Origin of the sequence: Mesorhizobium sp. WSM4976 (genome assembly GCF_029625685.1) — a bacterium.
In the GTDB taxonomy this organism is placed as follows: domain Bacteria; phylum Pseudomonadota; class Alphaproteobacteria; order Rhizobiales; family Rhizobiaceae; genus Mesorhizobium.
The window spans coordinates 1-24,753 of the sequence record NZ_JARTVT010000031.1; the positions used below are offsets into that span (position 1 = coordinate 1).

A 24,753-nucleotide genomic window follows, 5' to 3' on the forward strand; every position below is an offset into this window, starting at 1 on the left:
TCGTCACGGTGGCGCGGGACCAACGCCCAATCAGCTCTTAAACTGATTCAACGCAATCGTGAGGTTGCCTGATGAGCCAACGTGCACAAGAAACAGCGCCGCGAGGAACTGCGGAAGAATCTCAAGCAGGTTATGATGGGCGCGAACAAAGCGGCCGCTGATTCCGATGACCTTTAGCTGCTCATCCCGCGGCCCCGCGACCCAAGCTCCGCCAAGCTAGCCCAGCGTTGGGACGCTTGCGATGGCGAGCTGAAGAGATCGCGCCCGGCGGGACATCCGATGTCGGGGTTTCGATGACGCCTTCAACGCAGGCGATTGCCGGCGACTACATGGTCGCGGTCCGAGCCAATGGCGAGGGTGCATCCGATAGCGCCAACTTCCGGGTGACTGTCAGGACGTCCACGCTGTGGGGCGTAACCGGCCTCGGCGTCATCGGCGCTTCCGCCCTGATGCTCGCTTTCGCTGTAACGCGGTATGGACGCCGATGAGCCCGGTCATCGAAGCGCGCGGCGCTGTCAAGCGCTACGGTCGATTTCCGGCGGTTGACGGCATCGACCTCACTGTCGAGAAAGGCGAGGTCTTCGGCCTGCTCGGCCGGAACGGTTCGGGAAAGACCACCACGATCCTGCTGCTGCTCGGGCTCACCGAGCCGACCGCCGGTTCGATCCGGGTGCTGAGGCTCGATCCCCTGCGCCAGCCGCTCTCGGTCAAACGCCGGGTCGGTTACCTCCCGGACCAGATCGGCTTCTATGATCACATGACCGCTTGGGAAAATCTTGCCTACACGGCGAGGCTTGCAGGCTTGGTCTCGACGGAGGCCGACAAGCGCATCGCCAGCGCATTGGAGCGGGTGCGCCTGGCCGATGTTGCTCGTCGCCGCGTCGCCACCTTCTCACGCGGCATGCGCCAGCGGCTCGGTCTTGCCGAGGTGCTGGTCAAGCAGGCCGAAATCGCCATCCTAGACGAACCGACCTCGGGCCTCGACCCACAATCGACACAGGAACTGCTGGACCTGATCCGGGATCTGGCGGCCGAGGCCGTGACGTTCGTGCTTTCCTCGCATCTGCTCGCGATGATGCAGACGATCTGCAGCCGTGTCGCACTTTTCCGGAGAGGCCGTATCGGGCTCATAGGCAAGATCGAGGACCTCACCTCCGAAGTGCTCGGCGGCACGCATATAGTGGAGCTCGAGGCACAGAACGTCGATCTCATCAACGCACTGGCCGGAGTCCCGCATATATCCGGCTTGGCGCCGTTGAAGGGAGGGCGCTGGCGTGTCGATGCCGACGCCGATGTCAGGGCCGACATTGCCCGACGGGTCGTCGGCGCCGGCGGCGCCCTCCAGTCCATCACCATACGTCAGGCCACGCTTGACCAAGTCTATGTCCACTTTTTCGAAGGAGAAAACCATGACATCGCGGCGTGAAGGATCGCCGTTCACCGGCCTGTCGACCATCGCGCTCAAGGAAGCCGCAGATCATATGAACAGCATCCGCATCCATCTGGTAATGCTGCTGGTGCTCCTCACCGCGATCGGTTCTGTCTATGCCGCCATCGGCCAGATCAAGGCCACCATCGGCGAGGACCAGTTCCTGTTTCTGCGCCTGTTCACCACGGCGCAGCAGCCGTTGCCGTCCTTCGTCTTCTTCCTCGGCTTCCTGATTCCCTTGGTGGCGATCGCGCTCGGTTTCGACGCTATCAACGGCGAATACACCCGCCGCACGATGTCGCGCATCCTGTCTCAGCCAATCTACCGCGACGCGCTTTTAACCGGCAAGTTCCTCGGCGGGCTGCTGGTTATCGCCATCTGCCTCGTGGCTCTGTGGCTGATGGTTACCGGTCTTGGCATGCTGCTGCTCGGACTGCCACCCGGTGGCGAGGAGATCGCCCGCGGCCTTGCCTTCCTGTTCGCTTCCTTGGTTTACGCCGGCGTCTGGCTGGCGGTCGCAGTGGCCTGCTCCACGCTCGTCAAATCACCGGCAACATCGGCGCTGTGCGCGCTCACCATATGGCTGTTGTTTGCCGTATTCTGGCCGATGCTGGCGCCGCTGATCGCCGGCGCCGTCGCGCCGATCGACCCTCTCGATCCGATGACGGCAGTGCACCAGATCGAGATCCAGCAGGCCATTGCACGCGTCTCACCCAACACACTCTACAGCGAAGTTACCCTCGGCTTGCTCAATCCCGCAACGCGTTCGCTCGGCCTGCTGCTGACCAGCCAATTGAGCGGGGCGCTGATGGGAGCACCCCTGCCCTTCTCACTCAGCGTGGCTCTGATCTGGCCGCAGCTCGCTGCCATGATCGCGGCGCTCCTTGTGATGTTTACGGTCGCCTACGTTTCGTTTCAGAGACAAGAGATACGAGCGTAGGACCGTCGAAACCCGGTCTTTTGATCAGGGGGGAGATACCGCGTCAGCGGGATCGTCTGCTATAGATCAGCTCGAGTGGGTACCAATATGAATCGCTCGGAAAACGTTACTAAAATTTCATACGCTGGAAATGACGTCGTAATGTGTACCGATTTACTCATGCAGGATCACGCCCGTTGGGGCAGGAATCTTCTAGAGGATACGAAGTCATGAAAAATTCCTTCAGTTTATCTTCGAGCACCCGAAACCGTCTAATGGCCGCCGTTGCCTCCGTAGCTGTCGCCGGGGCGATTGGCTTCGGCGCCTTTGCCACCGGCACAACGCCTGTCATGGCCGATGCCGTCCACGTTGAGGCCGCGCAGGTCCCCGGCTTCGCCGATCTCGTGGAACGTGTGTCGCCTGCAGTCGTCAGCGTCAAGGTCAAGGCCAAGATCCAGCCGACGGCCGACAATGGCTCCGACTGGGGCTCCGAGGGAATGGACAACCTTCCCGACAATCCGCAACTGCGCCGCTTCTTCAAGGAGTTCCGCGGCTTCGGCGACCAGGGCGGCCAACAGTTCGGCATGCGCCCGTTCAACCACCGCAACCACGGCAATGGCGAGCCACGCCCGGTTGCCCAGGGCTCGGGCTTCTTCATCTCCGACGACGGCTATCTCGTCACCAACAACCATGTCGTGTCGGAAGGTTCGGACTTCAGCGTCGTCACCAAAGACGGGAAGGAGTTCGACGCCAAGCTGATCGGCACCGATCCGCGCACCGACCTTGCCGTGCTGAAAGTCGATGGCGGCGGCACCAAGTTCACCTATGTCGACTTCGCCGACGATTCCAAGATCCGCATCGGTGACTGGGTGGTTGCAGTAGGTAATCCGTTCGGCCTCGGCGGCACCGTTACCGCCGGCATCGTCTCGGCCCGCGGCCGCGACATCGGCGCCGGCCCTTATGACGACTTCATCCAGATCGACGCATCGGTCAACCGCGGCAATTCGGGCGGTCCGACCTTCAACCTCAACGGCCAGGTGATCGGCATCAACACCGCCATCTTCTCGCCGTCGGGCGGCAGCGTCGGCATTGCCTTCGACATCCCGGCCTCAACCGCCAAGCAGGTCGTCCAGGACCTTATGAAGAGCGGCTCTGTCCAGCGCGGCTGGCTCGGCGTCGAGATCCAGCCGGTCACTTCCGACATCGCCGAGTCGCTCGGCCTGAAATCGGACAAGGGCGCGCTGGTCTCGAGCGCCCAGGACGCAGGCCCGGGCAAGAAGGCGGGCATCGCCGCCGGTGACGTCATCACCCAGGTCGACGGCAAGGACGTCGCCTCGCCGAAGGACCTCGCCCGCATGATCGGTGCGTTCGCGCCGGGCAAGTCGGTCGACGTCACCGTCTGGCGCAACGGCAAGAACGAGACCGTCAAGGTCGATCTCGGCACGCTGCCTTCGAGCGACAAGCAAGCCTCGAACGACCAGAACAACAAGCAGTCGGCGCCCGCCGCCAAGCCTGACACACTGACCGCTCTCGGCCTGACCGTCACCAAGGCGGAAAAGGGCAAGGGCCTCGTGGTTACGGACGTCGATCCAGATAGTGCCGCCGCTGACCGCGGCATCCAGCCCGGCGACGTCATCACCTCGATCAATTCGGCCGCTGTCAACAGCGCCGACGACGTCAACCAGGCAATGGCCGATGCGGTGAAATCCGGGCGCAGGGCAGTGCTAATGCAGATAACCCGCAACGACAGCAACCGCTTTGTCGCGCTGCCGGTCGGCAAGGGCTGATCCTGGTTCCACAACCAGGGATCAGTTCGGAGACAATTTGACTTTCCAGTGCGCCGGTCTTCACAGCCAGCGCACTGAAAAGACCCGACGGTGCCATCACAGGCCGTTCACGTCTTTGTTTGCTGACACGCAAAATGCTGCGCAGTAAGGGCAGAGCACGTGTCGAGGCACAGCGCATAGCCCCGAAATTCAAAGTGAAAGTGCTATCGCGAATCTGCACCTTCAAAGCAGCGCGTGGCATCGCCGTGGCAGCCGAGATTGAACCGTGTCAGCACGAGAGGAAGCTCCAGCCATCGGCACAAGAATCCGCAGCGCGGGCGATGGCGCTGCGGAGCGAAACGACAGGTCAGCACAGGCGGATCATATATCCTTGCCGGCTCGCCCCCTTCTTGTCAGGGCGCGCCGCGTGGCCGTTTCGATCACAATGTTTGCTGCTCTGATCCTTAGCGTTTTTGCTTTTGGCAGCATTGCTGAAACCATTGACTATCAAGCGTTCGTACACGTTTTGAAGCACCTTCCGCCAGCCGCAATCGGATGGTCGATCCTTGCTACGATGGTGAGCTTTGCCGCCCTGATTGGGCGTGACGTGACCGCAGTTCGTTATGTGGGAGCCCAGCTTCCTCGGCTTGCGCCTATAGTCGCAGGATTTTGCGGAACGGCCTTGGGCAACGCCGCCGGATTCGGCACACTTACAGGTGCAGCAGTGCGATACCGCATCTACGGCGCTGTTGGTGTTCAGTCCCAGGACATTGCACGCCTGTTGTTATTTATCGCAGCCGGATACGCCCTCGGCCTCACGGGCTTTGGAGGACTGGCAGCCCTGCTTGAGGCAAAGTCGGTAGCGCACCTCCTCGGATGGCCAACGGCGCTTCTGTCGATATTGTCCGGCGCTGCCCTGGTCTGTGTTGCGGCACTGGTGCTGTTTGGCCTTCGCAAGCCGATCCATCTCGGCGGCTTTTGCCTGCCGGCGCCCCCGAAGGAACTTGCTGCAATCCAGCTTGGCCTTTCGGGTATTCGTCTTGTGAGTGCCGCAGCCGCGCTGTGGGTATTGCTGCCGGGCGGCTCGTCAAACTTCTTCAGCTTCGCTGCAATCTTCTCGGCGGCGACGGCGCTTGGCGCCGTCAGCAACTTGCCGGGCGGCATTGGGGTATTCGAAGCCGTGGTTTTCTGGGCCTTCGGCAGGGCGGGGGCCGCAGATCAGATCGCCGCAGCCCTGCTGGCCTATCGCGGGATCTATTATGCAATGCCGCTGATAGTCTCGGCTGCGCTGCTCGCCGTGTTTGAAGTTCGCTTTGCGATCGGGTCCCAGCAGAGTGCTGCCGCGGACGAGCGCCTGGTCTTAGCGGCCGCCCGCCTTGCGCCACGGTTCATTGGCGTGATTGCATTTGCCACCGGCATTATGCTGCTGGTTTCCGGCGCAACACCGACTTTTGGGCACCGGCTTGCTATTCTTTCGATGCGTCTGCCGTTGTGGGTTGTCGAGACCTCTCACTTCCTCGGCAGCCTGCTCGGTATCGTGTTCCTCTTCGTTGCGCGGGGGCTCTTCGAGCGGCGTGACGGGGCCTGGTGGATCGCAATCACAATCGCCACGGCGAGCCTCTGCCTGTCCCTCACCAAAGGGCTTGCCTACGGGGAAGCCGGTTTCCTTGCCATCGTCCTAACCCTCCTGATAACAACAAGGCGCCAGTTCGATAGGCCGGCCTCGATGCTGGGCCAAGCCTTTACGCTGGGGTGGTTCGCCACCGTTGGCCTCATAGTCATCGGCGCGACCGCGATTTTCCTGGTTGCCTTCCGGACCGCGGACTACACGACCCACGATCTGTGGTGGGAGTTTGAATTTGACGCACAGGCGCCTCGCGCTTTGCGGGCGCTGCTCGGCGCCGCCGTTCTCGCCACCGCAATTGGGTTTTGGCAGCTGCTTCGTCCGCCGAAGGGGCTCGCCCCGCGTCCTGATGCCGACGCTCTTGGCCATGCGGCACGGATCATCAATGAGCAGGATCGAAGTCAGGCGATGATGGCGATGATGGGCGACAAGAGCCTGCTATTTTCGGATTCGGGCAACGCCTTCATAATGTACGGCAAAAGAGGACGCAGCTGGATTGCCCTGTTCGATCCGGTCGGTCCGGTCGAGGATTGGCACGAACTCATCACGCGGTTCGTGACCCTGGCTGCCAGCCATGGCGGGAGAGCCGCCTTCTACCAGGTTCGGCCCGAAACTTTGCGGCATTACCTGGATGCGGGCCTGTCGGTCATGAAACTTGGCGAGGAAGCCTGCGTGCAGGTCGCCAGCTTCGAGCTAAGAGGCCGAGCTGCCGCGCATCTTCGCTACGCGCTCAAACGCGGCGAACGCGACGGGCTGACATTTGAGCTTCTTGCGCCGCACCAAATGGCCCCTGTCGTCGATGATCTGGCCGACATCTCGGCCGCTTGGCTGCGGTCGCGGCGAACGGAGGAAAAAGGATTCTCGATCGCGGCCTTCGAACCCGGATACCTTGGGTCGCAGATGATCGCCCTGGTCCGGCAGCACGAAGTGCCTGTCGCCTTTTCCACCATCATGACCACGCAATCGCGAAAGGAAGCATCCATCGGGCTGATGCGACACACGCCAGGGGCATCCTCCTACGCGATGGAGTTTCTCTTCACGCAACTGATCGATCACCTGAAGAGGATGCACTATCAAACCCTGAGCCTTGGCGTTGCGCCGCTGAGTGGAGTGTTGCCGGCACCGCTGTCATCGCGATGGCACTGGCTAGGTGCCGTTATCTGGCGCTATGGAACACCGTTCTACAACTTCCGTGGGCTGCGGGCGTTCAAGGACAAGTTCAATCCGGTCTGGGAGCCGCGCTACCTTGCAGCATCGGGCACATTGGGTCCATTTGTGACATTGGCGGACGCGGCAGGCCTGATAGGCCTGAACTTCAAGGGCTCCAGAAGGTATTGGCGAGGTGCGTAGGTCGATCGCCCCCTGCGCAGCAGCAATGTGGTTTTTGCTGACAATGCCAGCGCTAGCACTCGACGGCGGCAGATTTGGCGACGTTCAGGTCGTGGTTCCGGGCGGCGAAATTCGAGGCTATGTCGTGTTGTTTTCCGGCGTGGCCGGATGGACCCAAGCGGACAAGGTCGGGCTCGATGCGCTTGGGGCGCAAGGCGCGCTCGCCGTTGGCGTGGACACCAGAACCTATTTGAACAATCTGACCAAGGGGGACCAGGCGTGCGACAATCTCGTCGGCGATGTCGAGGGACTCAGCCGGCAGCTGCAGCGGCAGCATAGCGGCCTCCAATATCATTTTCCCATCGTCGCGGGCGTTGGCACAGGCGGGACACTTGCGGGACTGATCCTGGCGCAATCTCCAGTGAACACGTTAGCAGGGGCCATATCGGTGGATCCCAGCCTGACGCTGCCCGGCAAGCGCCCGCTTTGCGGGGCGGGCGCCGCGTCGAAACACGATGCTGGCTACGTCTATGGACCGACCAAGACCCTCAATGGGTTCTGGAGCGTTGGCCTCACCGCCAGCGAAGCCGCCGATGCCCGCACGCATATCAAGGATCTCGAAAACGAGGGTACACCAATGGCGTTCACGCTGCTCGCCGGAACGCCAGCCGACGGGCTGGCTTCACTGCTTCAGCCCCATCTCGCCAAAGCCGAAGCCACCGGGATTTCGGACCTTCCGTTGATCGAACTGCCGTCAGCGAAACCATCCGACCTTTTGGCGGTGGTGCTTTCCGGCGACGGAGGTTGGCGGGATCTCGACAAGACCATCGCAGAAGAGCTGCAATCTCGCGGTGTGTCGGTCGTTGGATGGGACAGTGTCCGGTACTTCTGGAGCAAGAAATCGCCTGAACAGACAGCAGCCGACCTTAGCGCCGTAATCCAGACGTACACAGAGAAATGGCATGCGGATAAGGTCGCGCTGGTGGGCTATTCGTTCGGCGCAGACGTTCTGCCTTTCGCTTACAATCTCCTTGACGCCGACATCAAATCACATGTCGCCGAGATTTCGCTTCTCGGTTTCGCAGATGCCGCGGACTGGCAGATCCGCGTCGCGGGGTGGCTTGGCGCGGCCCCAAGCGCGGAAGCGCTCCCCGTCGCGCCGGCTATCAAACAGGTCCCGTCAAACCTCGTACAGTGCTTTTATGGACAGGAGGAGACCGACTCTTTGTGTCCGGAGCTGGCCGGGCGAGGGGCCGAGATCATCCAAACCACCGGAGGGCATCACTTCGATGGCAATTATGCCAGACTTGCCTTGAGGATACTTGAGGGCTTGAACCGGCGAAAGGAGCAGTAACAACGGCCGTATCTGTGATAGGGCTGGGTCCTGTTCAACGTTGATCGACCGTTCAAGGATTTCTCAGGCGTCGGCACCAGCTCTCTCAGTCCCAGACTGGTCCGGCTTGGCCGAGCGGTCACTTTCGCGTTGGCGCGTCTCCAGCCATTCACGAACGGCAAGTCGGATGACCTCCGATCTGCCGACGCTCATTTCAGCAGCGGCTGCGGCCAGCGCCGCTTCGATGCCGGTGTCGAACGACATCCATCCGGATTCCCGCAGCATTGCCGCGGCTCGGATATCGGCAGGACGTGTATCGCCAAGCGAAGGCGGCTTTCGACCGCCGGCTTCGTTGGTCATGACGGCAAATCGGACTGTTCGTTCGCTTGAGCCGCATCATAACTGCGCACGGCGATCACCCAGTCGCCCCTGATAGTGGCCAGGACAAGGCGGCAACCCTGCGGGTAGTAACGCGGCAGGGCCGCTGCCTGATCGGCAACAACAGCACTGTTCAGTCCACACAACTCGCCTCCGAGCAGTCAGCCCTGACGGTGGTTCGCGCCAAGCGCCGCAATTTAGTCTCCGTCGCAGGGATACCCGATCAGGCCAACTTGTTCGTAGTCGTTCAGTTTGCGGGCCGCGTTTGCTACACCCCGGCATCACCCAGCTCGACGCCGGGCCCGCGTGGCCGCACTCCCCCAGCATCGCGACCCCGATTCTCACGATCTGCCTTGCGACTGCGTCTCGTTCGCGCAGGCTACCAATGGCATCGTCGAATACTGCAATCTGGCCTGTGACAACCACACCGAACGACTTTCTGACGAGAGCCCTCTCATCGCGGAGCGCGCCGCCGACGTGATTTCAAAGGCGCCGCAAGAAGCACACTGAAACTCGACCTTGCGCCGCGTGATTTCGGCCTCCAAAGCCGCTCCAGCGCAGATCGGACATTTTGAAGGATAATATCTTCGTTCAAAGGACAAAACGTTCATCGCACAGCTCTTCTTGAGGCCTCATCGAAAGCGACGCGCCGAAACGGGAAGGCAGCGGGGATAGCTGATGGTGGTTGGGAACGCGGTTCAACGCTGGACGAGGATCAACCTCTTGTCTTGGGAGCAACATTCCTCCGCGTGGCGACTTCAATCTGCTTTGCCTCCACCTCGAGGCGGTCCGGCGCGGCGGAGCCCATCAGGGCATAGGCAGTTCCTCCTGATTGCCAGTAGACCGTGGGCACGCGCCCGTCGGTGGCCGGAGTCGGCGGCACTGCATCCTCGCCGTTCATTGGGGCGGCGACGAGGGTGATGCGGCCAACGCTTGGCGTGTCGGCAGTGACGACAAGGCTTTGTTTCCCATTCCACGGCTGCACTTGGACATCCTTGACCACCCACGCAGACGGGAGGGTCGGCATGCTGACGTTGACGGCGCCGACCAGGCGTTCGATCTTGTCCTGCTTAGGCTCAACGCCCCTCTCCGGCCCGGCATTGAGTTGCGCGACCCGCAAGGCATCTCGGGCGGCAAGGATGAAGGTTTCATCGGCTTTCTTGCCTCCCTGGCGAAGTGGCACGGTTAATGAGTTGGCCGACCAGCCGATCGCCACCAGCACGACCGCGGCGACCTGAAGGCGGAGCAGGCCAAGCAGCTTCCTGCGGCGAAAGGCGCTCTCCAGTTGCTTGGCCTTCTCCACGCTCGCGCCGGGCGGAAACAGCCGCCTCGGTTGGGAGGCGCGCAACGCCTCCATACGCTGTGCGTGAGCAAAGACCTCGGCAGCCAATTCCGGCTCACGCGCAAGCCGGGCTTGCAGGTCGGATCTTTGGGAAAGTGACAACTCACCATCCAACAGCCGGCTGATATCCTCTTCGGAAATTCCATCAGTGGTTCGCATCGCGCCCTCCCACGATCTTGAACGGGCGAGAAGTCCCGCCGTCGGTGTCTTCCAGGTTGTGCTTCAGCGCCGCACGAGCGCGGCTCAAGCGGGACATCACCGTTCCCGCCGGTACCCCCAGCAACTCCGCCGCTTCCGTATAGGTGAAGCCCAGCACTCCAACCAGATGCAGTATTTCAGCCTGCTCGGCCGGCATTCGGGTCAGCGCCCTTTGTATATTCGCGAGTTCAGCCGAATGCTCCTGCGATGGCGGAAAGGACTGCTCGGACATATCCGCGAAAGAGGCCAGGCGCTGCCGGGTGGCGATAGCCCGGCTGGAATGGGTGAGAAACGTGTTGCGAACAATTGTGATGAGCCAGGGGAGCAAGGGACGAGAACTGTCGTAGCTGCGGGCCATTGTGAGGGCACGCGCAAGCGCCTCCTGGACCAGATCATCCGCATCAGAGTCGTTGCCGGTCAGGACACGACCGTAGCGCCAAAGATCCTCGAGGTGCGGTATGACGTCCAACTTAGCTTTCATGTCACCAAGAATGTGCCTCTTGAGTCACCTCAGGAATCTTTCCTTCGGATGATGCTTTGCAAGATGGACGGCCCAGCGGTCAGGGACAGTTACCGCTGGGCCGAATGGGAGCGTGCTCCTCCCGGTTGCAAGATCTGAGTGCCATGAATCCTCAGACGCTTGCGCCGCTCCCCATTTCCGATATGCCTTCGCTTCGTCTCCTCGTCGTGCCTCCTCCCACCTGGATCATTTACCTAGGTCGGCCGAAAACTATTCCAGGATCGGTCCAAATAGTTGCGAGGGAACCGCTCAGTGGCGCGGTGGAGAAGGAATAAGATCGCCTGCTCGACGGTATGAATAGATGTGCCGGCGTCGGCAGTCAGCAAAAGTGAGGCGGGTCAGGATGCGGCTGGGCGAGATCATTGCAAACGCGTTCGCCGCAATTTTGGTTATATGCGGTCTGGCCCTGATATTCCTGGTAGCTGGCAGGCCGCTCTTCCCGAGACGCCAGGTACGAATGGTCGTGCTCCTGCCGGACTCCCCGGACACGACCGCCTCCATCCCTGATAAGCGCCATCAATTGCCGGCTTTCTTTAATCTTGCGCTCGCGCCAAGAAAGCCGACGGCATTGCAATAGTCTTTCTCCACACCGCGGAGCGTTGGGGGGTTAGGGACGCAAGTTCACAAAATCCATGCCGCATGAAGGGAACATCAGATGCCTGAGAAAGAAATGAGTTGGCAATTCCATGGACGCTGCTAGTCGCTACTCATACGGATAGGCCTCTGAAGATCGCACTCTTCCTTATGGGTCTCCTTGTTGTGGTGTGGTTATTCGAACCACCAGCACGGGGTAGCTTCTAGGCTTCCGTCCGCTGGGCGCTTCCATGATCATCGGCAGTTGCCGAAACCGTTTCCGCCTAAGCATAATCCGGCATGGACGAACTCTCTATTCCCGCGCTTGGGCTTATCCTCCTGACGGCCTCGCTTGTTGCCATAATATCGAGGCGCCTGCGACTTCCCTACAGCGTCGGGCTGGTGGCGGCCGGGATAGCACTGAGCTTCGTCCCGGGCGGAGCAGAGCTGCCTCTGAGCCGTGATCTGATCTTTACGGTGTTCCTGCCCCCGCTGATCTTCCAGGCCGCGCTTGAAATCGAATGGCGCCATTTTCGCATTAACCTGCCGGTGACCGCCTTGTTGGCCTTTCCGGGGGTGGCTATCGCCGCGGCTGTCGTTGCGCTCGGAATGCACTGGCTGCTCGGATGGAGTTGGATGGGTGCAGGTCTCTTCGGCGCGCTGATAGCGGCGACCGATCCGGTGTCGGTCCTGGCTGCGTTCAAGGAGATGAAGGTGCAGCCACGCCTCGCCCTGCTGGTCGAGTCCGAAAGCCTGCTCAACGACGGCGCGGCCGCGGTCGGTTTCGCGATTCTGGTGGGGGTTGCTTCCGGCGCCAGCGCCACGCCTGGGGCTATTGCTTCATCCTTCGTCTGGATCGTCGCGGGAGGCATTGCCGTCGGAGGGGCCGTCGCGGCGGTGCTCCTTATCATCGCCGGCCGGACCGAGGATTACCTCGTGGAGATTACGCTGACCACAATCGCCGCCTACGGATCCTTTTTGATCGCCGAGAAACTCGGCATGTCGGGCGTACTCGCGACGCTCACCGCGGGCTTGCTGGTCGGAAATGTAGGTTGGAAAGGTGCGATATCGGCCAATGCACGAAGCCATGTGCTTGCCTTTTGGGGATACGCCGCCTTTCTCGCAAATTCGATTGTGTTCATCCTGATTGGCGGCCACGAGGCCCACCAGCCCTTAGGCATCTTCGCGACCAGCTCGGCGGTTGCGATCGCGCTCGTCCTGGTCGGCAGGGTTCTCGCTATCTATCCTCTCTGTGCGATGCTCAAGCCAACGTCGTTGAAGGTTGATCCTAAATATCAGCACGTTCTGGTCTGGGGCGGTCTGCGCGGAGCGCTCGCATTGGCGCTGGCCCTTGCATTGCCTCAAGGCATAGCGGAGCGCGGCGCCATCATCGTCACGGCTTTTGCCGTTGTGGCTTTCTCGATCTTTGTCCAGGGCCTTACAATGCCGTGGTTTATCAAAAAGATAGGGCTTACCGCAACGAAAGCTGAGTAGTCTGCGTCCCGAGGGAGGAACAACCTCGCTAATGCGATGGCAGTATTCTTCCTGCTGGTCGGACTAGCGCCACATCGGCAACCTCGTCGAAACTATCGAGGAAGCCGAATGCAAGAACTACTTCCCAAACGCCGGATCCGCTTCCGTCAAAAAGTGAAAGGCTCTAGACCCTTGAGACCATCCGAATTCGCGATGGTTTGACTGGCTCAGGAACGGTCAATCACGACTTCGTGTGTTCGGGAACAATCGGGCTCCGGCTTGCTTAGCACAGGACTAGCCGAGGGAATTCCCATGCCCGCCAACGCGTTCAGTCGCCGCCAGATCCTTACGGCTGGCGTCTCGGTGACTGCCGCCTCCGTGGCGCTGCGAGGGGGTGCGGCCGCTGCTCGCGAACTGGAAGGCGGCAACGGCGATCCCTGGCTACCTCATCAGGCGGATGCGCCGGCCCCGCTCGAAAAGCCTGGCTATGTATTCTTCACGCCCAAGGAGGCTGCTTTTGTGGAAGCGGCAACCGAAAGGCTTATTCCGGAGGACGACCTCGGCCCCGGCGCAAACGCATGCGGCGTCCCGCTGTTCATCGACCACCAGCTTGCCGGGGCCTATGGCCGAGCGGGCAGCTGGTACATGCAGGGCCCCTGGGCAAAGGGCGAGAAGACGCAGGGCTTTCAGTCGCGCATGACGCCTTCGGATCTCTGGGCGGCCATCAAGGCAATAGACGAACATTCGATGTCTTCCATAGGTGGCAAGCTTTTCGCAGACCTTTCGGCGCAGGCGCAGGACGCCATGTTGTCGGACCTCGAAGGCGGAAAGCTCGATCTCCGCGGTGCCGATGCCAAGACCTTCTTCAAGATGCTTTGGCAGAACACCAAGGAAGGGATGTTCTCGGACCCGATCTATGGCGGCAACAAGGACATGGCGGGCTGGAAGATGCTCGGCTTTCCCGGCGCCCGCTACAATTACTTGGATTGGGTCGACAGGCATGGCGAACGCTACGACCAGCCGCCGGTCGGCATTCGCGGCCGCCCAGGGTGGGACAGCACGGGCTAGCGATTGATGGCGCAGAGACTCCCAACCGTCGACGTGCTGCTGGTCGGTTTCGGCTGGACCGGGGCAATCATGGCGCAGGAACTCACGCAGGCCGGTCATCAGGTGCTTGCGATCGAGCGCGGCAGCTGGCGCGACACCAGCACCGACTTCGCGCCAACCTTCATTCAGGACGAACTGCGTTATCGCTACCGGGGACACCTGTTCGAGCAGACAGCCCAGGAGACGCTGACGTTCCGCAACACGCCCGACCAGACGGCGTTGCCGATGCGCCGTCTCGGCTCCTTCCTGCCCGGCACCGGTGTCGGCGGCTCGATCCTGCACTGGAATGGCCAGGCTTTTCGCTTCCTGCCATATGATTTTGAAATCCGCCGTCAGACCGCTGCTCGTTATGGGCAGACCATGATCCCGGCGGATATGACGCTTCAGGATTGGGGCGTCACCTATGACGAACTCGAACCCTACTACACACGCTGGGAAGAGCTTTGCGGCATCTCGGGCCAGGCCGGCAATCTAAGCGGCCAGAAGCAAGCCGGAGGCAATCCTTTCGAAGGCCCACGCTCCAAGCCTTATCCAACGCCTCCGATGAAGCAAACCTACGGTCCTGTCTTGTTCGGCGAGGCAGCCCAGTCCCTGAAGCTGCATCCATTCCCTTGCCCCTCCGGCAACATGTCCCAGGCCTATACGAACCCGCTGGGCGTCAGCATGGCGCCCTGCACCTATTGCGGCTTCTGCGAAAAGTTCGGTTGCGGCAATTACTCCAAGGCGAGCGCCCAGACGACAATTCTGCCGGTACTTATGGAGAACAAGAATTTCGCCCTGCGAACCGAATGCGAGGTGACCCGGATCAATCTCGATGGCTCTGGCAGGCAAGCCACGGGTGTCACTTACGTCGATGCCCATGGGAACGAATTCGAGCAGCCGGCGGAGCTCGTCATAGTTAGTGCTTACATCCTCCACAACGTGCACCTGCTGATGACGTCCGGGATCGGCACCAGGTACGATCCGGCGACCGGCGAGGGAACGCTCGGCAAGAATTATTGCTATCAGCTCACGCCTTCGGTCGACATCTTCTTCGATGACAAGATCCTCAACCCCTTCGTAGGCGCAGGCGCGCTAGGCATGATTGTCGATGACTGGAATGGCGACAATTTCGACCACACCGGGCTCGGCTTCATACATGGCGGCTATATTGCCGGGTACATGACGACCGGGAGACCGATCGAGACGGAACTGGTCCCGGAGGGCACGCCGAAATGGGGCGCTGAATGGAAGCGGGCGTTCGTGAAGAACTATCTGACCTCGATGTCCATATCCCTGATGGGCGCGGTGATGCCGAACAAGGCCAATTATCTTGACCTCGACCCGACCTACCGCGACGTCTATGGCCGACCGCTGATGCGCATGACCTATGATTTCAAGCAGAACGAGCTGAAGCTGCAGGACTTCGCCATGGGCAAGATGGTGGACATCGCAAACGCCATGAAGCCGCGCGAAATCAAGAAGGCGCCCCGCGGGCCGCACTATGACATCGCCCCCTATCAGACGACGCACAATACGGGTGGCGCGATCATGGGTGCCAACCGAGGTGAAAGCGTCGTCAATCGCTATCTGCAGCACTGGGACGTGCCCAACCTCTTTGTCGTCGGCGCAAGCGCCTTCCCCCACAACAGCGGCTATAACCCAACCGGTACGGTAAGCGCGCTTGCCCTATGGGCGGCAACAGCGATCCGCGACCAGTATCTGAAGCATCCCGGCCCGCTGGTGCAGTCATGAGCCGGCGTGCGCTTCCTGCCCTTGTCGTAGGCGCCGTCCTGATCGGCGCGGGAACGCTCGCGTTTGGCCCGATGGCACATGGCCAGATCGGCGATTTCGCAAAGCAGGAGCGCGGCCGCCGACTGGTGGCCGCCGGGGACTGCGAGGCATGCCACACAGCGCAGGACGGCAAACCGTTCGCCGGCAACAGGCCGATCGAAACGCCCTTCGGCACGATCTACTCGGCCAACATAACGCCTGACCCCGAAACAGGCATCGGCGCCTGGACCGAAGCACAGTTCTATCGCGCCATGCACGAAGGAATCGCCTCCGATGGGAGACGGCTCTATCCCGCCTTTCCTTATCCCTGGTTCACCAGGGCAACACGCGAGGACGTCGACGACATTCGCGCCTATCTGCGCACCCTGGAACCGGTGCGGTCGGTCCAGCGCCCCAATGAATTTCCGTGGCCGCTGAACCACCGCTTCTCGATGGCCGGTTGGAACGGGCTGTTTTTCACCCCGGGCGAATTCGAGCCGGACAAGAACAAGTCCGCCGAGTGGAACCGAGGCGCCTACCTGGTCGAAGGTTTGGGTCATTGCGGTGCATGCCACACACCGAAGGACGTGTTCGGCGCAGCCAAGACATCGCAAAGCTATCAGGGATCGGAGATCCAGAACTGGTTCGCGCCCAGCCTGACCGGCGATACCCGCACCGGCCTTGGCAGTTGGAGCGAGCAGGATATCGTTGAGTTCCTCAAGACCGGCCGTAACAAGCGCACCACCGCCTACGGCCCGATGGTCCCAGTCATCCAAGACTCAACGTCCAAAATGACCGACGGCGACCTGAAGGCAATTGCGGTGTATCTCAAATCGCTGCCCGCTTCAGCCGCGTACGCCACGGCCGCGCCTACTGACAACGTGATGAGCGCAGGGAAGAACATCTACATAGACCAATGCTCGGGCTGCCATCAGCTTGGAGGGGACGGCGTGATGAACATGTTCCCCTCGCTGAAGGGAAGCGCCGCCGTGCAGTCGCGCCAGCCTTTTTCGGTCGTGCGCCTGGTGCTCAACGGGGGACATGGAGCATCGGGTCCAGGAAATCCAAATGCGCTCTCGATGCCCTCGTTCGGCTGGAAGCTGTCGGACGACCAGATCGCCGCAGTGACGACATACATTCGAAACGCTTGGGGAAACAAAGCGGCTCCGGTTGAGGCGGGCGACGTCAAAGCCCTCCGCAGCTCCGTCGAGGCCAAGACCAGCGCGTATTAGCTGAAGCCGCATCCCTGCTTTGAAATTGATGGCGTCGAACGTCCCAGACGTCTCGCCAGACCCAGCCCGGCTTGCTGGATCCAGCCGCATCTCATCCGGTATTTTACAATCGCCCGAGGCGTCAGCTGTCGGCGTTTGTGAAAGGCCGCTTCTTCAACAACCATGTTCGCTACCATTTTCGGTTTCGGCGCGTTCCCGACTGGCTGTCCGGTTCAGCGGCTCATGGCCGGGCGGGCCCGGCGCCGTCGAGCAGCGCAGGGCTGGCCGGCGGTTGCGCGGTCAGCCCTTCTGCAGCGACTGCGCGATATGGAGGTGCTTGCGAAGCGTGGGAAGTGTCATCTTCGCGAGCTTCGCCACGCTTCCCTTGCCGGACTTGGCTTCATCCTCGAATTCGGAAATATCCTTCTTGTGGTCCGACACCATGTAGTTGGCGAACTCCTTGTCGAATTCGGCGCCGGACATGCCTTGGAGCTTTTTCTGCCCTTGTCGGGCCTCATCCGTCATCTGATCGGTAACGGGCACATTCATCCTGCGCGCCACGGCCGCGGCCTGCTGCTTGGCTTTGCCGTGGTCGGTCGCGAGCGTATCGCCGAAGGAACGCACGTCCTTGCTGCCGCCTTTATCCGCGGCAAGGTTGCCCAGCATTATCTCCGAATTGTCGCCCTTGATCGCATCCGTCAGGAAATCCTTGTCGCTCTTTGCTTGAGCGGTGGCGGCCGTCATGCATGCCACGCCCAGAACGGCAATGGCCAGTACGGTTTTGTTCGACATTGTGCTGCCTTTCATCGGGTTCGGACCGTCTTGCTAAAGCCGGAAATGTCAACACCGCCGCTTGTTCCGCCGATGAAGCGAACCAGGGGCTGGTCACGCGGGAGGGCATCGAGCGCAAGGGCGGCACGTGGTCGGCCGAGGAGAAAACGGCTCAAGCGCGAGCCGGTCGCGCAGCGCCTTCCTCTTGTTCGCACCCGTCGGCTGCCACTTCACCCATGCCGGATCATTTCCAACGCTGAAGAGGATCATTGCCAAGTGAAGAGCCTTCAGGCGTTTGGCCTGGCCGAGAGGACCGCCGAAGCCTGGCGGCAAAGGTAAGGCCTTGGCAAAGCAACCGTCCTCGGGATGCGCCTCGGGAGCGCTCGTATTCGGGCTACTTGCCGACGCGAGCGCAATCCCACTCAAAGCTAACGCTTATGGCTGACATGAGGCGCAAGGTTGCCATTCGAGGGCAAGCGGGGAGAACACGCTGAGCCACCCTCGAAACCATCGCGCGAGGTCAGTGTTCCACAGCTTCCTTCAACCGCGCCAGATGAATCCTGCAGATTTCTTCGACAAGCCTGTGCAGTTCGGCTGTGCGCTCCCCCAGCCATTCGAGAGCTTCTTCGCTGATTGTGTAGTGCTTGGAATAGCGGGCTTTGACATAGGCCTCGTTCAACGTGTTGAACCAGGCACGGTAGCGCTGCTGGTCGCGCGGCCAGACCTCCGCAAGCCCGCGATGTTGATCTTCCGCAAGAGCGCGGAGAAACGTCAGCTTATGCGAGGGTGGGCTATAGTTGGTCAGGACGAGCAACAGGGTTGCGTAGGAGTGTTCGATCGCTTGGTGCGAAAGGAAAGCGGCCTCCTTCCACATCTTTCCCTCAACGGCAGCTGAAAACAGCGTGTAGAAATTTCGAGCCCCCGAGGATCTGTTGTCGAAGTGCTCTTTCGCCGCCTCGTAGGCGTCCTCAGGCGTAAGCGGCTTCGGCTCGGCCAAGGGCTCTTCGTCAAGCTCGTATAGCACGACGCCCTCGCGGCGAATGTCGGTGAAGAAATATTGACCTTCCCGCAGCGCCGTGTTCACCTCGCGCCTTGAATGCACGATGAAGCTGGTCGGCGTTTTGACGCCCCTATCGCGAATGAGCCGGTCCTTTGCCTTGTACCAGTATGCGAAATCAGCAAGCTTACGGTTGTTGACGACGATCAGGAGGTCGTAATCCGATCGGTAGCCTTTCATCGTATGCGGCTCGTCGACCCAGTCGCCGCGCGCATAGGAACCGAACAGGATGACCTTAAGAACACGGCCCTTCTTCTTGAACTCGGCTGTTCCGTTGTCTAGCGCATCGTCGAACTCCTCGTGCAGAATCTCAACGACTCGGCCAAGCTCGCGCTGCTTGTGCTCGGGCAGATGATCGATGCTGGTCTTCATCATCGCTGGTTGCTGCATCCGGACCGGTAATAGGTCGACCGTTATAACGCTCTGCCATCGCGGTACGTGACAGAGGATCGTAATCAGAGGGCACGCCTCCAACCGAGCCGCCACGGCGCCTGACTGGGTTGTGCTGCGCAACCATCTCAGTTGCAATAGCATAAATTGCCACCCACAGGTGCCTGCCCATATCGCGCGGCTATTCGGCGATGGGCTGGTGGAGCGTTACGAGGTAAGCGAAGGTAGTGGTGCAATCGGAGCAGCAGCTGTCGGATTGAGACCGGAACGTGCGATGCTGCGAGATGCCGAAGATTGGCGTACGCTCGTCGCCACAGGGCACGCGGAAATCGCTGCGAACAAAGGGTGCGACGATAATTCGAGCTGATTCAATCCTCGGCTGGCTGTCTTTCTTGCAGATCCGGCGATTGGGCGATATGAACCTATCGGTTTTCAATCCAGGAGCGTTACGATGTCCGAAGAAACCAATAATCTCATCGAACTTACTGCCGATATCGTTTCCGCCTATGTCCAGAAGAACGCGGTTCCAGTGTCTGGGCTGCCCGATTTGATCGCCAGCGTGAATTCGGCATTGTCTAATATTAGACAGACAACTCCGGTAGAAGCACCCGTTCAGAAGCCGGCAGTCAATCCCAAGAGGTCCGTGTTCCCGGACTACATCATCAGCCTTGAAGACGGTCAGAAATACAAGTCACTCAAGCGCCACCTGGCAACCCGGCACGGGATGACGCCCGACGAATATCGGGCGAAGTGGGGCCTGGCAAAGGACTATCCCATGGTTGCCCCAAATTATTCGGCTGCCCGATCAGCGCTTGCGAAATCGTTGGGTTTGGGAAGGAAGGCCGCTCCGGTCAAGAAGCCTACTTCGAAGCGTAAGGCGAAAGCCTAACCTGTATTCTGACCGACGATCGCACAGGCGGAAGGCAGCGTGACCAGGTCCAACCCTGCCCTCCTCGGCACATCCCGCGCTACGCATGGTCTGCCGATTGCCGCCGCGGTTTTTCCGGAGCGCCGGCGGATGGCAAACCTTCCTTTCTGGCCTTGGCGAACGCTCGGTCGCCCTCCAAAAATCCAGCCAGCATGAATGGGATGAGCTCGGCCACGGTCTCAGACTCACCATAGGTCTGACGATAAAGCGCCGCATAGTCGCTCAGAGCCTGGTTGAGGTCAGCGCTAACGGTGATAGTGATCTTCGAAGGTGTCCGATCGGGAAGCTTTCCTAATTTCAGGTATGCCATGAGCCCTCCTTTTCAACCCGTATATGGCCGCAGCACGATGTCCTTGTGCACAATGACGCGCAGCGGCCAACCGGGGCGTATGGTGATTGTCGGCTGAATACTCAGGTTCTTTTCCGTGATGCGCTGACCTGCTTGGCTGACATTCTGCTGAGTGGATTGCCGGATCGCCTTGACGAGGTCGCTCTCATTGTCCCCAAAGCTCGACTCAGTGCCGACACCCAGCAACGTGGCCAGCGCCACGCCCTTGATCAGCTGCCAGGTGTGGAAATCCACCTCGTCCTCGAGCCCGGCGTAGCCGGCGGCGTCCGTTGCCGGCAGATTGTCGATTTCGATCGACGAGCCGTCGGGCAGGATTATTCGCTGCCAGACCAGCAAAGCACGCTTCTGGCCAAAGGCGACGACGCTGTCATAGGAGCCGATGAGCCGTGAGCCCTGAGGGATCAGCAAGGTGCCACCTGTGATGGTGTCGTGCACGTTCTCGGTGACCTGCGCGACGACTAGACCGGGCAAATCCGAATTGATGCCGGTGATGAGGCTTGCCGCGATCACGCTCCCGGCCATGAGCTGATAGGGCGAAGCCGGCGTCTGCAGTGCATGCGGATTGTAGATCCCATTTCTGTCCTGCTGATTGATGAAATCCAGCTTGCGCTGTTGGTTGTTCTGGTCGCCCTCGGCTGGTGCAATAGAAGCTGACGCGCGGGAGACACCCGCTTCCGGAAGTGCCTCAAATGGCTGCTCGGCACCCTGCCTGTTGCTCGCGGCATCGGTCTGCTTGGGTCGATTGTCGATCCGGAACATGACTTGAGACTCGCGCGCCTCGATCGCCTGCTGGGCAAGGCGCTGCTCCTCGGCGGAGACCTCCTGCCCCTGCGCAATGCCGAGCTGGCGTTGCCGCTCAAGTATGGGGCGGCCGAGATCGCCGGGTAGTGGCGGTCCAAGCGTGGGCGCCTCTGGTTTGATTGCGGAATAGTCTTTAGGCAGGCTATCAAGCCCCTCCGCTGTCGGCTTGCGTTCAGTGTTATACCGATCTTCCGTCAAGTCCTGGATACGCAGAGCTGGGGCCCTAAGCGCGACCATGGTGATGCCGAATATGGCACCGGATCCGATTGCAGCGATCGCAATGATCACGCCGCGCCTGAACCGCACGGCGCGTCGCGGCGAAGCGCGCAGCTGCAGCTGCGCTGGATCAAGCTTCGGCGGAGCGGCGGAATGGGACGTGTCAGTCATGTGCGCTCCCATCACCTGCCGATACGAGAAAACAGAGAGATCCGCCGCGGCGGTTGCCGGCCATCGGTCCGGGTGATGCGCACGACCTGCTGCTGCTTGGAGCCGAGCCGCAGTTCTGCCGCGGGAAAGAGGCGATCGACGATGTAGTAGTTGCCGCGCATGCGGTAGTTGACGAGCTGGTTGGTGCCGTCGGCTCCGACGATGAAGAGCGGCGGCGCCTCGCCCTGATCGATGCGGCCCGGGAATTCGATATAGACCTTGTTGCCGTCGTCGAAGGCACGCGTCGGCCTCCAAGGCGGTGTGTCGCCGCTGATCGCATAGCGGAAGCGGATATTCTCGAGCGCCACATTCGATGCGACCGGCGTGACAGCCTCGGCTTGAGCGTTGCGCTGCCGCAACGCGATGATCTGGTCCTCGCTATAGATCCATGAGATTGCCGCCATTGCGGTCTTGTCAGTGCTTTGAAGCTGCAGGTGATACGTCCGCCGTTCCGTGGTGATCACCAAATTGGTGCTGAGTCCTGGCGCGAAGGGTTTTACCAGCACATGGGTGCGCTGATTGTCACCAGTGCCGCTGACGGTGTCGCCAATGACCCAACGCACCGTATCGCCTGCGGACACTGACGTCAGCTTTTCGCCGGGTTGTAGGGCAATATCGGTCACGCGCTCGGGTGCTGCGTAGAGCTGATAAAGCGCGCCATCGGCAAAGGGATAGACCTGGACCGCATTGACATAGCCGTATTTGGTGGGCTGCTGTGTCGCCGCCCTGTTGGCGTCCGCGACACGTTCTTCAGGGGAACGTTTATTCTCGACGACCTTTCCTGGATCAGACTGCAACTGACCGGGCAAAGGCAGCGGCTTTGGCACCTCGACGATCTTGACCGGCTTCTCCGGCGGCTTCTCGATTGCCGCTGCTTTGAAGTCGGCAGTGTCATAGGAAATTTCAGGCGGTGGCACCGGCTTCGATGCGCAAGCCGAAAGGAGGGCTGCCGACGTTGACAGGATCAGCGCGGCACGTAGCGATGGGGCTCTATTTGTCATTATCGGGCTCCTTCGGGGAAACGGATGTTGGCGTGGCGCTGTCGAGTTCACGCGACCAGGCGATGGCGTTGATCAAGACGCCGAGCGGGTTGTTGCGCAGCTGCTCGGTGTTGCTCGGCGGACGGATCACGACGGTGAGGATCGCAGTCCAGCGCGTCGTGCTGGCCAGGCTGCCGCGCTCAAAAACGTGCTCGGTCCATTTGACCTGGAACGAGCTGTCGGAAGCCCTGACCACGCTGGTCACCTGCACCGACACGCTGCGTGTGCCGATCTGCCCGAAGGAGTCGTTCGCCTTGGCGTACTCATTGAGGAAGAGTGCCGCGCGGTCGGTGGCAAAGTCGTAGGCTGCCAACCAGTTCTGCCGCACCAACACCGGATCTGTGGAAACGGAACGCACATTCTGAATGAAGCGGCCGAGATGCCAGGCGATCTGGGCATCGGAAGGCTGGTAATCCTGGATTGCCGGTGCAACCGCACGCGCCTCGCCAAACCGATCGACCTCGACGACGTAAGGCACCACCCTGCTTTGCATCGACTGCCAAACGAGACCAACGGAGAGCCCGGTCGCCAGGGCCAGGCAGCCAAGCGCCATCAGCCGCCAATTGCGGGCCTGCAGCCGCGATGAGCCGATGCGCTCATCCCAGAGCTGGCCGGCCTTCTGATACGGCGTGACCGGCTCGGGCGTCTTGCCGTAAAGTTGAACGGGTCGCTTGAAGAACATCTAGTCGTCCTTGTCTTTGAGAGAGGGATTAGCGCTGCCGCCCGGCCTGTCACCTTCGCGGACGGCTTGCACGGCGGCGTGGCGATGAGCACGAGCGGTCTGTTCGGAACGCATGCGTCTCGCCCAATTGGGCGCGGTATTCGAGGCAGAACCGGCCGGACCTCCGGTCATGGACGCGGTCGGCGCACCGCCGCTGGCGGTCCATGCGGCTTCGCGCCCGGCATTGACGCTAGGCCCGAAAGTTCCCGCGACGGATCCTGCTGCTCGCATCACAGCGCCGCCGGCGGCGCTTGCCACACCTTGCATTCCAGCAGCCACACCTGACAGGCCGGCGTCGGACGAGGTTGCACGTCCCAACTGCCACGCCGCGGAAGCAGCCGAACCCATGGCCGTACCGGCTCGGATTGCGGCAAGCCCCCCGCCGGTTGCCATGCGCGCACCGGCAAATGCCGTTCCCCCGGCAACGAGCGCCGATCCGGCAGCGGCCGCAGTGGTTCCGAGCGCTGCGCCCGCGCCGAGCTGCGGCGCGCCGGAGACAAGACCCGAGGCGATCCCAGGACCAAAAATGCCGAGGCCAAGCAGTGCCAGCGCCCCTAGCACCTGCGACATGGCGGCAGCCAGATCAGGCTCCTTGCCTTGCAGAGCCGAAGCGAATTCGCCGAACAGCGTGGAGCCGATACCGACAATGACGGCGAGTACCATCACCTTGATACCCGACGAGATGACATTGCCGAGCACGCGTTCGGCCAAGAACGCCGACCGGCTCCAGAGTGCGAAGGGCACCAGAACGAATCCGGCCAACGTGGTGAGCTTGAACTCGAGGATGGTGATGAACAGCTGGATCGACAGAATGAAGAACGCGATGATGACCAGAAACCAGGCCACCAGCAGCACGAAGATGGTGAGCGCATTGCCGAAGATTTCGGGGAAACCCAGAAGCTGGCTCGCCTGATCAAGCAGCGGCCAGGCGCCCTCAAAACCGGTCGCGGCGATGCGGCCTGGATGCAGGAGATTGTCGGCCGAGAGATTGCCCGAGGACGCGTTGATGCCGAGGCCGGCGAACGAGCGATAAATTATGTCGGCGAGGTTCTTGAAGTTGTTCAAGATGAAGGCGAAGACGCCGACATAGAGCACCTTGCGGATAAGTCGGCCGAAAATGTTGGGTTCGCCCCCCAACGCCCAAGCCAGGCCTGCAAGCGTGATGTCGATGCCGATCAGGGTGGTGGTAAGGAAGGCGACCTCGCCCGAGAGCAGACCGAACCCGCTGTCGATATAGCGGATAAAGGTCTCCATGAAGCGATCGATGACCCCGAGGTCCTTCATGTCGCCGCCTTCCTCGTGGTGAAGAATTGGTG

22 protein-coding genes are annotated in these 24,753 nt (G+C 61.0%); 12 read left to right on the plus strand and 10 right to left on the minus strand.

All coding sequences use genetic code 11. The features are described 5' to 3' along the window. Positions 1-293: 293 nt before the first annotated feature. The 6 genes from P9272_RS29605 (at position 294) to P9272_RS29630 (ending at position 8,421) form a co-directional block, all read left to right on the plus strand. Positions 294-488, plus strand: a complete 195-nt coding sequence (locus P9272_RS29605) for a hypothetical protein (RefSeq protein WP_347404078.1) — start codon at positions 294-296, stop codon at positions 486-488. Then, positions 485-1,426, plus strand: a complete 942-nt coding sequence (locus P9272_RS29610) for an ABC transporter ATP-binding protein (RefSeq protein WP_278163299.1) — start codon at positions 485-487, stop codon at positions 1,424-1,426. Before P9272_RS29605 ends, P9272_RS29610 begins: the two co-directional genes overlap by 4 nt. Continuing rightward, positions 1,410-2,369 carry an ABC transporter permease subunit gene (locus tag P9272_RS29615; RefSeq protein ID WP_278163301.1) on the plus strand — a complete coding sequence of 320 codons (960 nt, stop codon included), beginning with the start codon at positions 1,410-1,412 and terminating at the stop codon, positions 2,367-2,369. Before P9272_RS29610 ends, P9272_RS29615 begins: the two co-directional genes overlap by 17 nt. A gap of 209 nt (positions 2,370-2,578) precedes the next feature. Next, positions 2,579-4,135 carry a Do family serine endopeptidase gene (locus P9272_RS29620; RefSeq protein WP_278163303.1) on the plus strand — a complete coding sequence of 519 codons (1,557 nt, stop codon included), beginning with the start codon at positions 2,579-2,581 and terminating at the stop codon, positions 4,133-4,135. Between the two features lie 406 nt (positions 4,136-4,541). Then, complete coding sequence (gene mprF / locus P9272_RS29625; protein ID WP_278163305.1) at positions 4,542-7,088, plus strand: bifunctional lysylphosphatidylglycerol flippase/synthetase MprF; 2,547 nt, start codon at positions 4,542-4,544, stop codon at positions 7,086-7,088. A 25-nt stretch (positions 7,089-7,113) separates the two neighbouring features. Beyond that, positions 7,114-8,421, plus strand: coding sequence for an AcvB/VirJ family lysyl-phosphatidylglycerol hydrolase (locus P9272_RS29630; RefSeq protein ID WP_278163307.1), 1,308 nt, complete (start codon positions 7,114-7,116; stop codon positions 8,419-8,421). A 63-nt stretch (positions 8,422-8,484) separates the two neighbouring features. On the opposite strand, the gene P9272_RS29635 is transcribed toward P9272_RS29630, so the two are convergent. Then, entirely contained in the window at positions 8,485-8,760 is a 276-nt protein-coding gene (locus P9272_RS29635; protein WP_278163309.1) for a hypothetical protein, read from the minus strand. A 324-nt stretch (positions 8,761-9,084) separates the two neighbouring features. On the opposite strand from P9272_RS29635, the gene P9272_RS29640 reads away from it, so the two are divergent. Further along, entirely contained in the window at positions 9,085-9,288 is a 204-nt protein-coding gene (locus P9272_RS29640; protein WP_278163311.1) for a hypothetical protein, read from the plus strand. A gap of 205 nt (positions 9,289-9,493) precedes the next feature. Here the strand turns inward: P9272_RS29640 and P9272_RS29645 are convergent, their stop codons facing one another. Both P9272_RS29645 and P9272_RS29650 read right to left on the minus strand, forming a co-directional pair. Continuing rightward, positions 9,494-10,279, minus strand: coding sequence for a hypothetical protein (locus tag P9272_RS29645; protein WP_278163313.1), 786 nt, complete (start codon positions 10,277-10,279; stop codon positions 9,494-9,496). After that, positions 10,266-10,787 (minus strand): sigma-70 family RNA polymerase sigma factor, encoded by a 522-nt coding sequence (locus tag P9272_RS29650; RefSeq protein ID WP_278163314.1) that lies wholly within the window; start codon positions 10,785-10,787, stop codon positions 10,266-10,268. The genes P9272_RS29645 and P9272_RS29650 overlap by 14 nt, the downstream gene beginning before the upstream one ends. A gap of 924 nt (positions 10,788-11,711) precedes the next feature. Here P9272_RS29650 and P9272_RS29655 point away from each other — a divergent pair. The 4 genes from P9272_RS29655 to P9272_RS29670 all read left to right on the plus strand — a co-directional run bounded on the left by P9272_RS29655 (position 11,712) and on the right by P9272_RS29670 (position 16,975). Beyond that, positions 11,712-12,905 (plus strand): cation:proton antiporter, encoded by a 1,194-nt coding sequence (locus tag P9272_RS29655; RefSeq protein WP_278163317.1) that lies wholly within the window; start codon positions 11,712-11,714, stop codon positions 12,903-12,905. A gap of 291 nt (positions 12,906-13,196) precedes the next feature. Beyond that, a complete protein-coding gene (locus P9272_RS29660; protein ID WP_278163319.1) occupies positions 13,197-13,952 on the plus strand; it encodes a gluconate 2-dehydrogenase subunit 3 family protein in 756 nt (251 codons plus the stop codon). A gap of 6 nt (positions 13,953-13,958) precedes the next feature. Then, on the plus strand, positions 13,959-15,725 hold the full coding sequence (locus P9272_RS29665; protein ID WP_278163321.1) for a GMC family oxidoreductase: 1,767 nt from the start codon (positions 13,959-13,961) through the stop codon (positions 15,723-15,725). Continuing rightward, positions 15,722-16,975 (plus strand): cytochrome c, encoded by a 1,254-nt coding sequence (locus P9272_RS29670; protein ID WP_278163323.1) that lies wholly within the window; start codon positions 15,722-15,724, stop codon positions 16,973-16,975. The genes P9272_RS29665 and P9272_RS29670 overlap by 4 nt, the downstream gene beginning before the upstream one ends. Positions 16,976-17,254: 279 nt before the next feature. Here the strand turns inward: P9272_RS29670 and P9272_RS29675 are convergent, their stop codons facing one another. Next, positions 17,255-17,746, minus strand: a complete 492-nt coding sequence (locus P9272_RS29675; protein WP_278163326.1) for a DUF4142 domain-containing protein — start codon at positions 17,744-17,746, stop codon at positions 17,255-17,257. Positions 17,747-18,245: 499 nt separating this feature from the next. Continuing rightward, positions 18,246-19,154: a nucleotidyltransferase and HEPN domain-containing protein gene (locus tag P9272_RS29680; RefSeq protein ID WP_278163427.1), complete on the minus strand. Its 909-nt coding sequence runs from the start codon at positions 19,152-19,154 to the stop codon at positions 18,246-18,248. Between the two features lie 469 nt (positions 19,155-19,623). Here P9272_RS29680 and P9272_RS29685 point away from each other — a divergent pair, with 469 nt between their 5' ends. Continuing rightward, positions 19,624-20,061 carry a MucR family transcriptional regulator gene (locus P9272_RS29685; protein WP_278163328.1) on the plus strand — a complete coding sequence of 146 codons (438 nt, stop codon included), beginning with the start codon at positions 19,624-19,626 and terminating at the stop codon, positions 20,059-20,061. A gap of 79 nt (positions 20,062-20,140) precedes the next feature. On the opposite strand, the gene P9272_RS29690 is transcribed toward P9272_RS29685, so the two are convergent. The 5 genes from P9272_RS29690 to trbL are packed head-to-tail and all read right to left on the minus strand — an operon-like array spanning position 20,141 to position 24,721. Continuing rightward, complete coding sequence (locus tag P9272_RS29690) at positions 20,141-20,410, minus strand: DUF2274 domain-containing protein (protein WP_278163330.1); 270 nt, start codon at positions 20,408-20,410, stop codon at positions 20,141-20,143. 12 nt (positions 20,411-20,422) lie between these two features. Then, the gene (locus P9272_RS29695) at positions 20,423-21,637 is read right to left on the minus strand and encodes a TrbI/VirB10 family protein (protein WP_278163332.1); all 1,215 of its coding nucleotides are present in this window, start codon (positions 21,635-21,637) and stop codon (positions 20,423-20,425) included. Between the two features lie 11 nt (positions 21,638-21,648). Continuing rightward, positions 21,649-22,677 carry a P-type conjugative transfer protein TrbG gene (trbG, locus tag P9272_RS29700; RefSeq protein ID WP_278163429.1) on the minus strand — a complete coding sequence of 343 codons (1,029 nt, stop codon included), beginning with the start codon at positions 22,675-22,677 and terminating at the stop codon, positions 21,649-21,651. Then, entirely contained in the window at positions 22,667-23,398 is a 732-nt protein-coding gene (gene trbF / locus P9272_RS29705) for a conjugal transfer protein TrbF (protein WP_278163334.1), read from the minus strand. Before trbF ends, trbG begins: the two co-directional genes overlap by 11 nt. Next, positions 23,399-24,721, minus strand: a complete 1,323-nt coding sequence (trbL, locus tag P9272_RS29710; RefSeq protein ID WP_278163336.1) for a P-type conjugative transfer protein TrbL — start codon at positions 24,719-24,721, stop codon at positions 23,399-23,401. Positions 24,722-24,753: the final 32 nt, after the last annotated feature.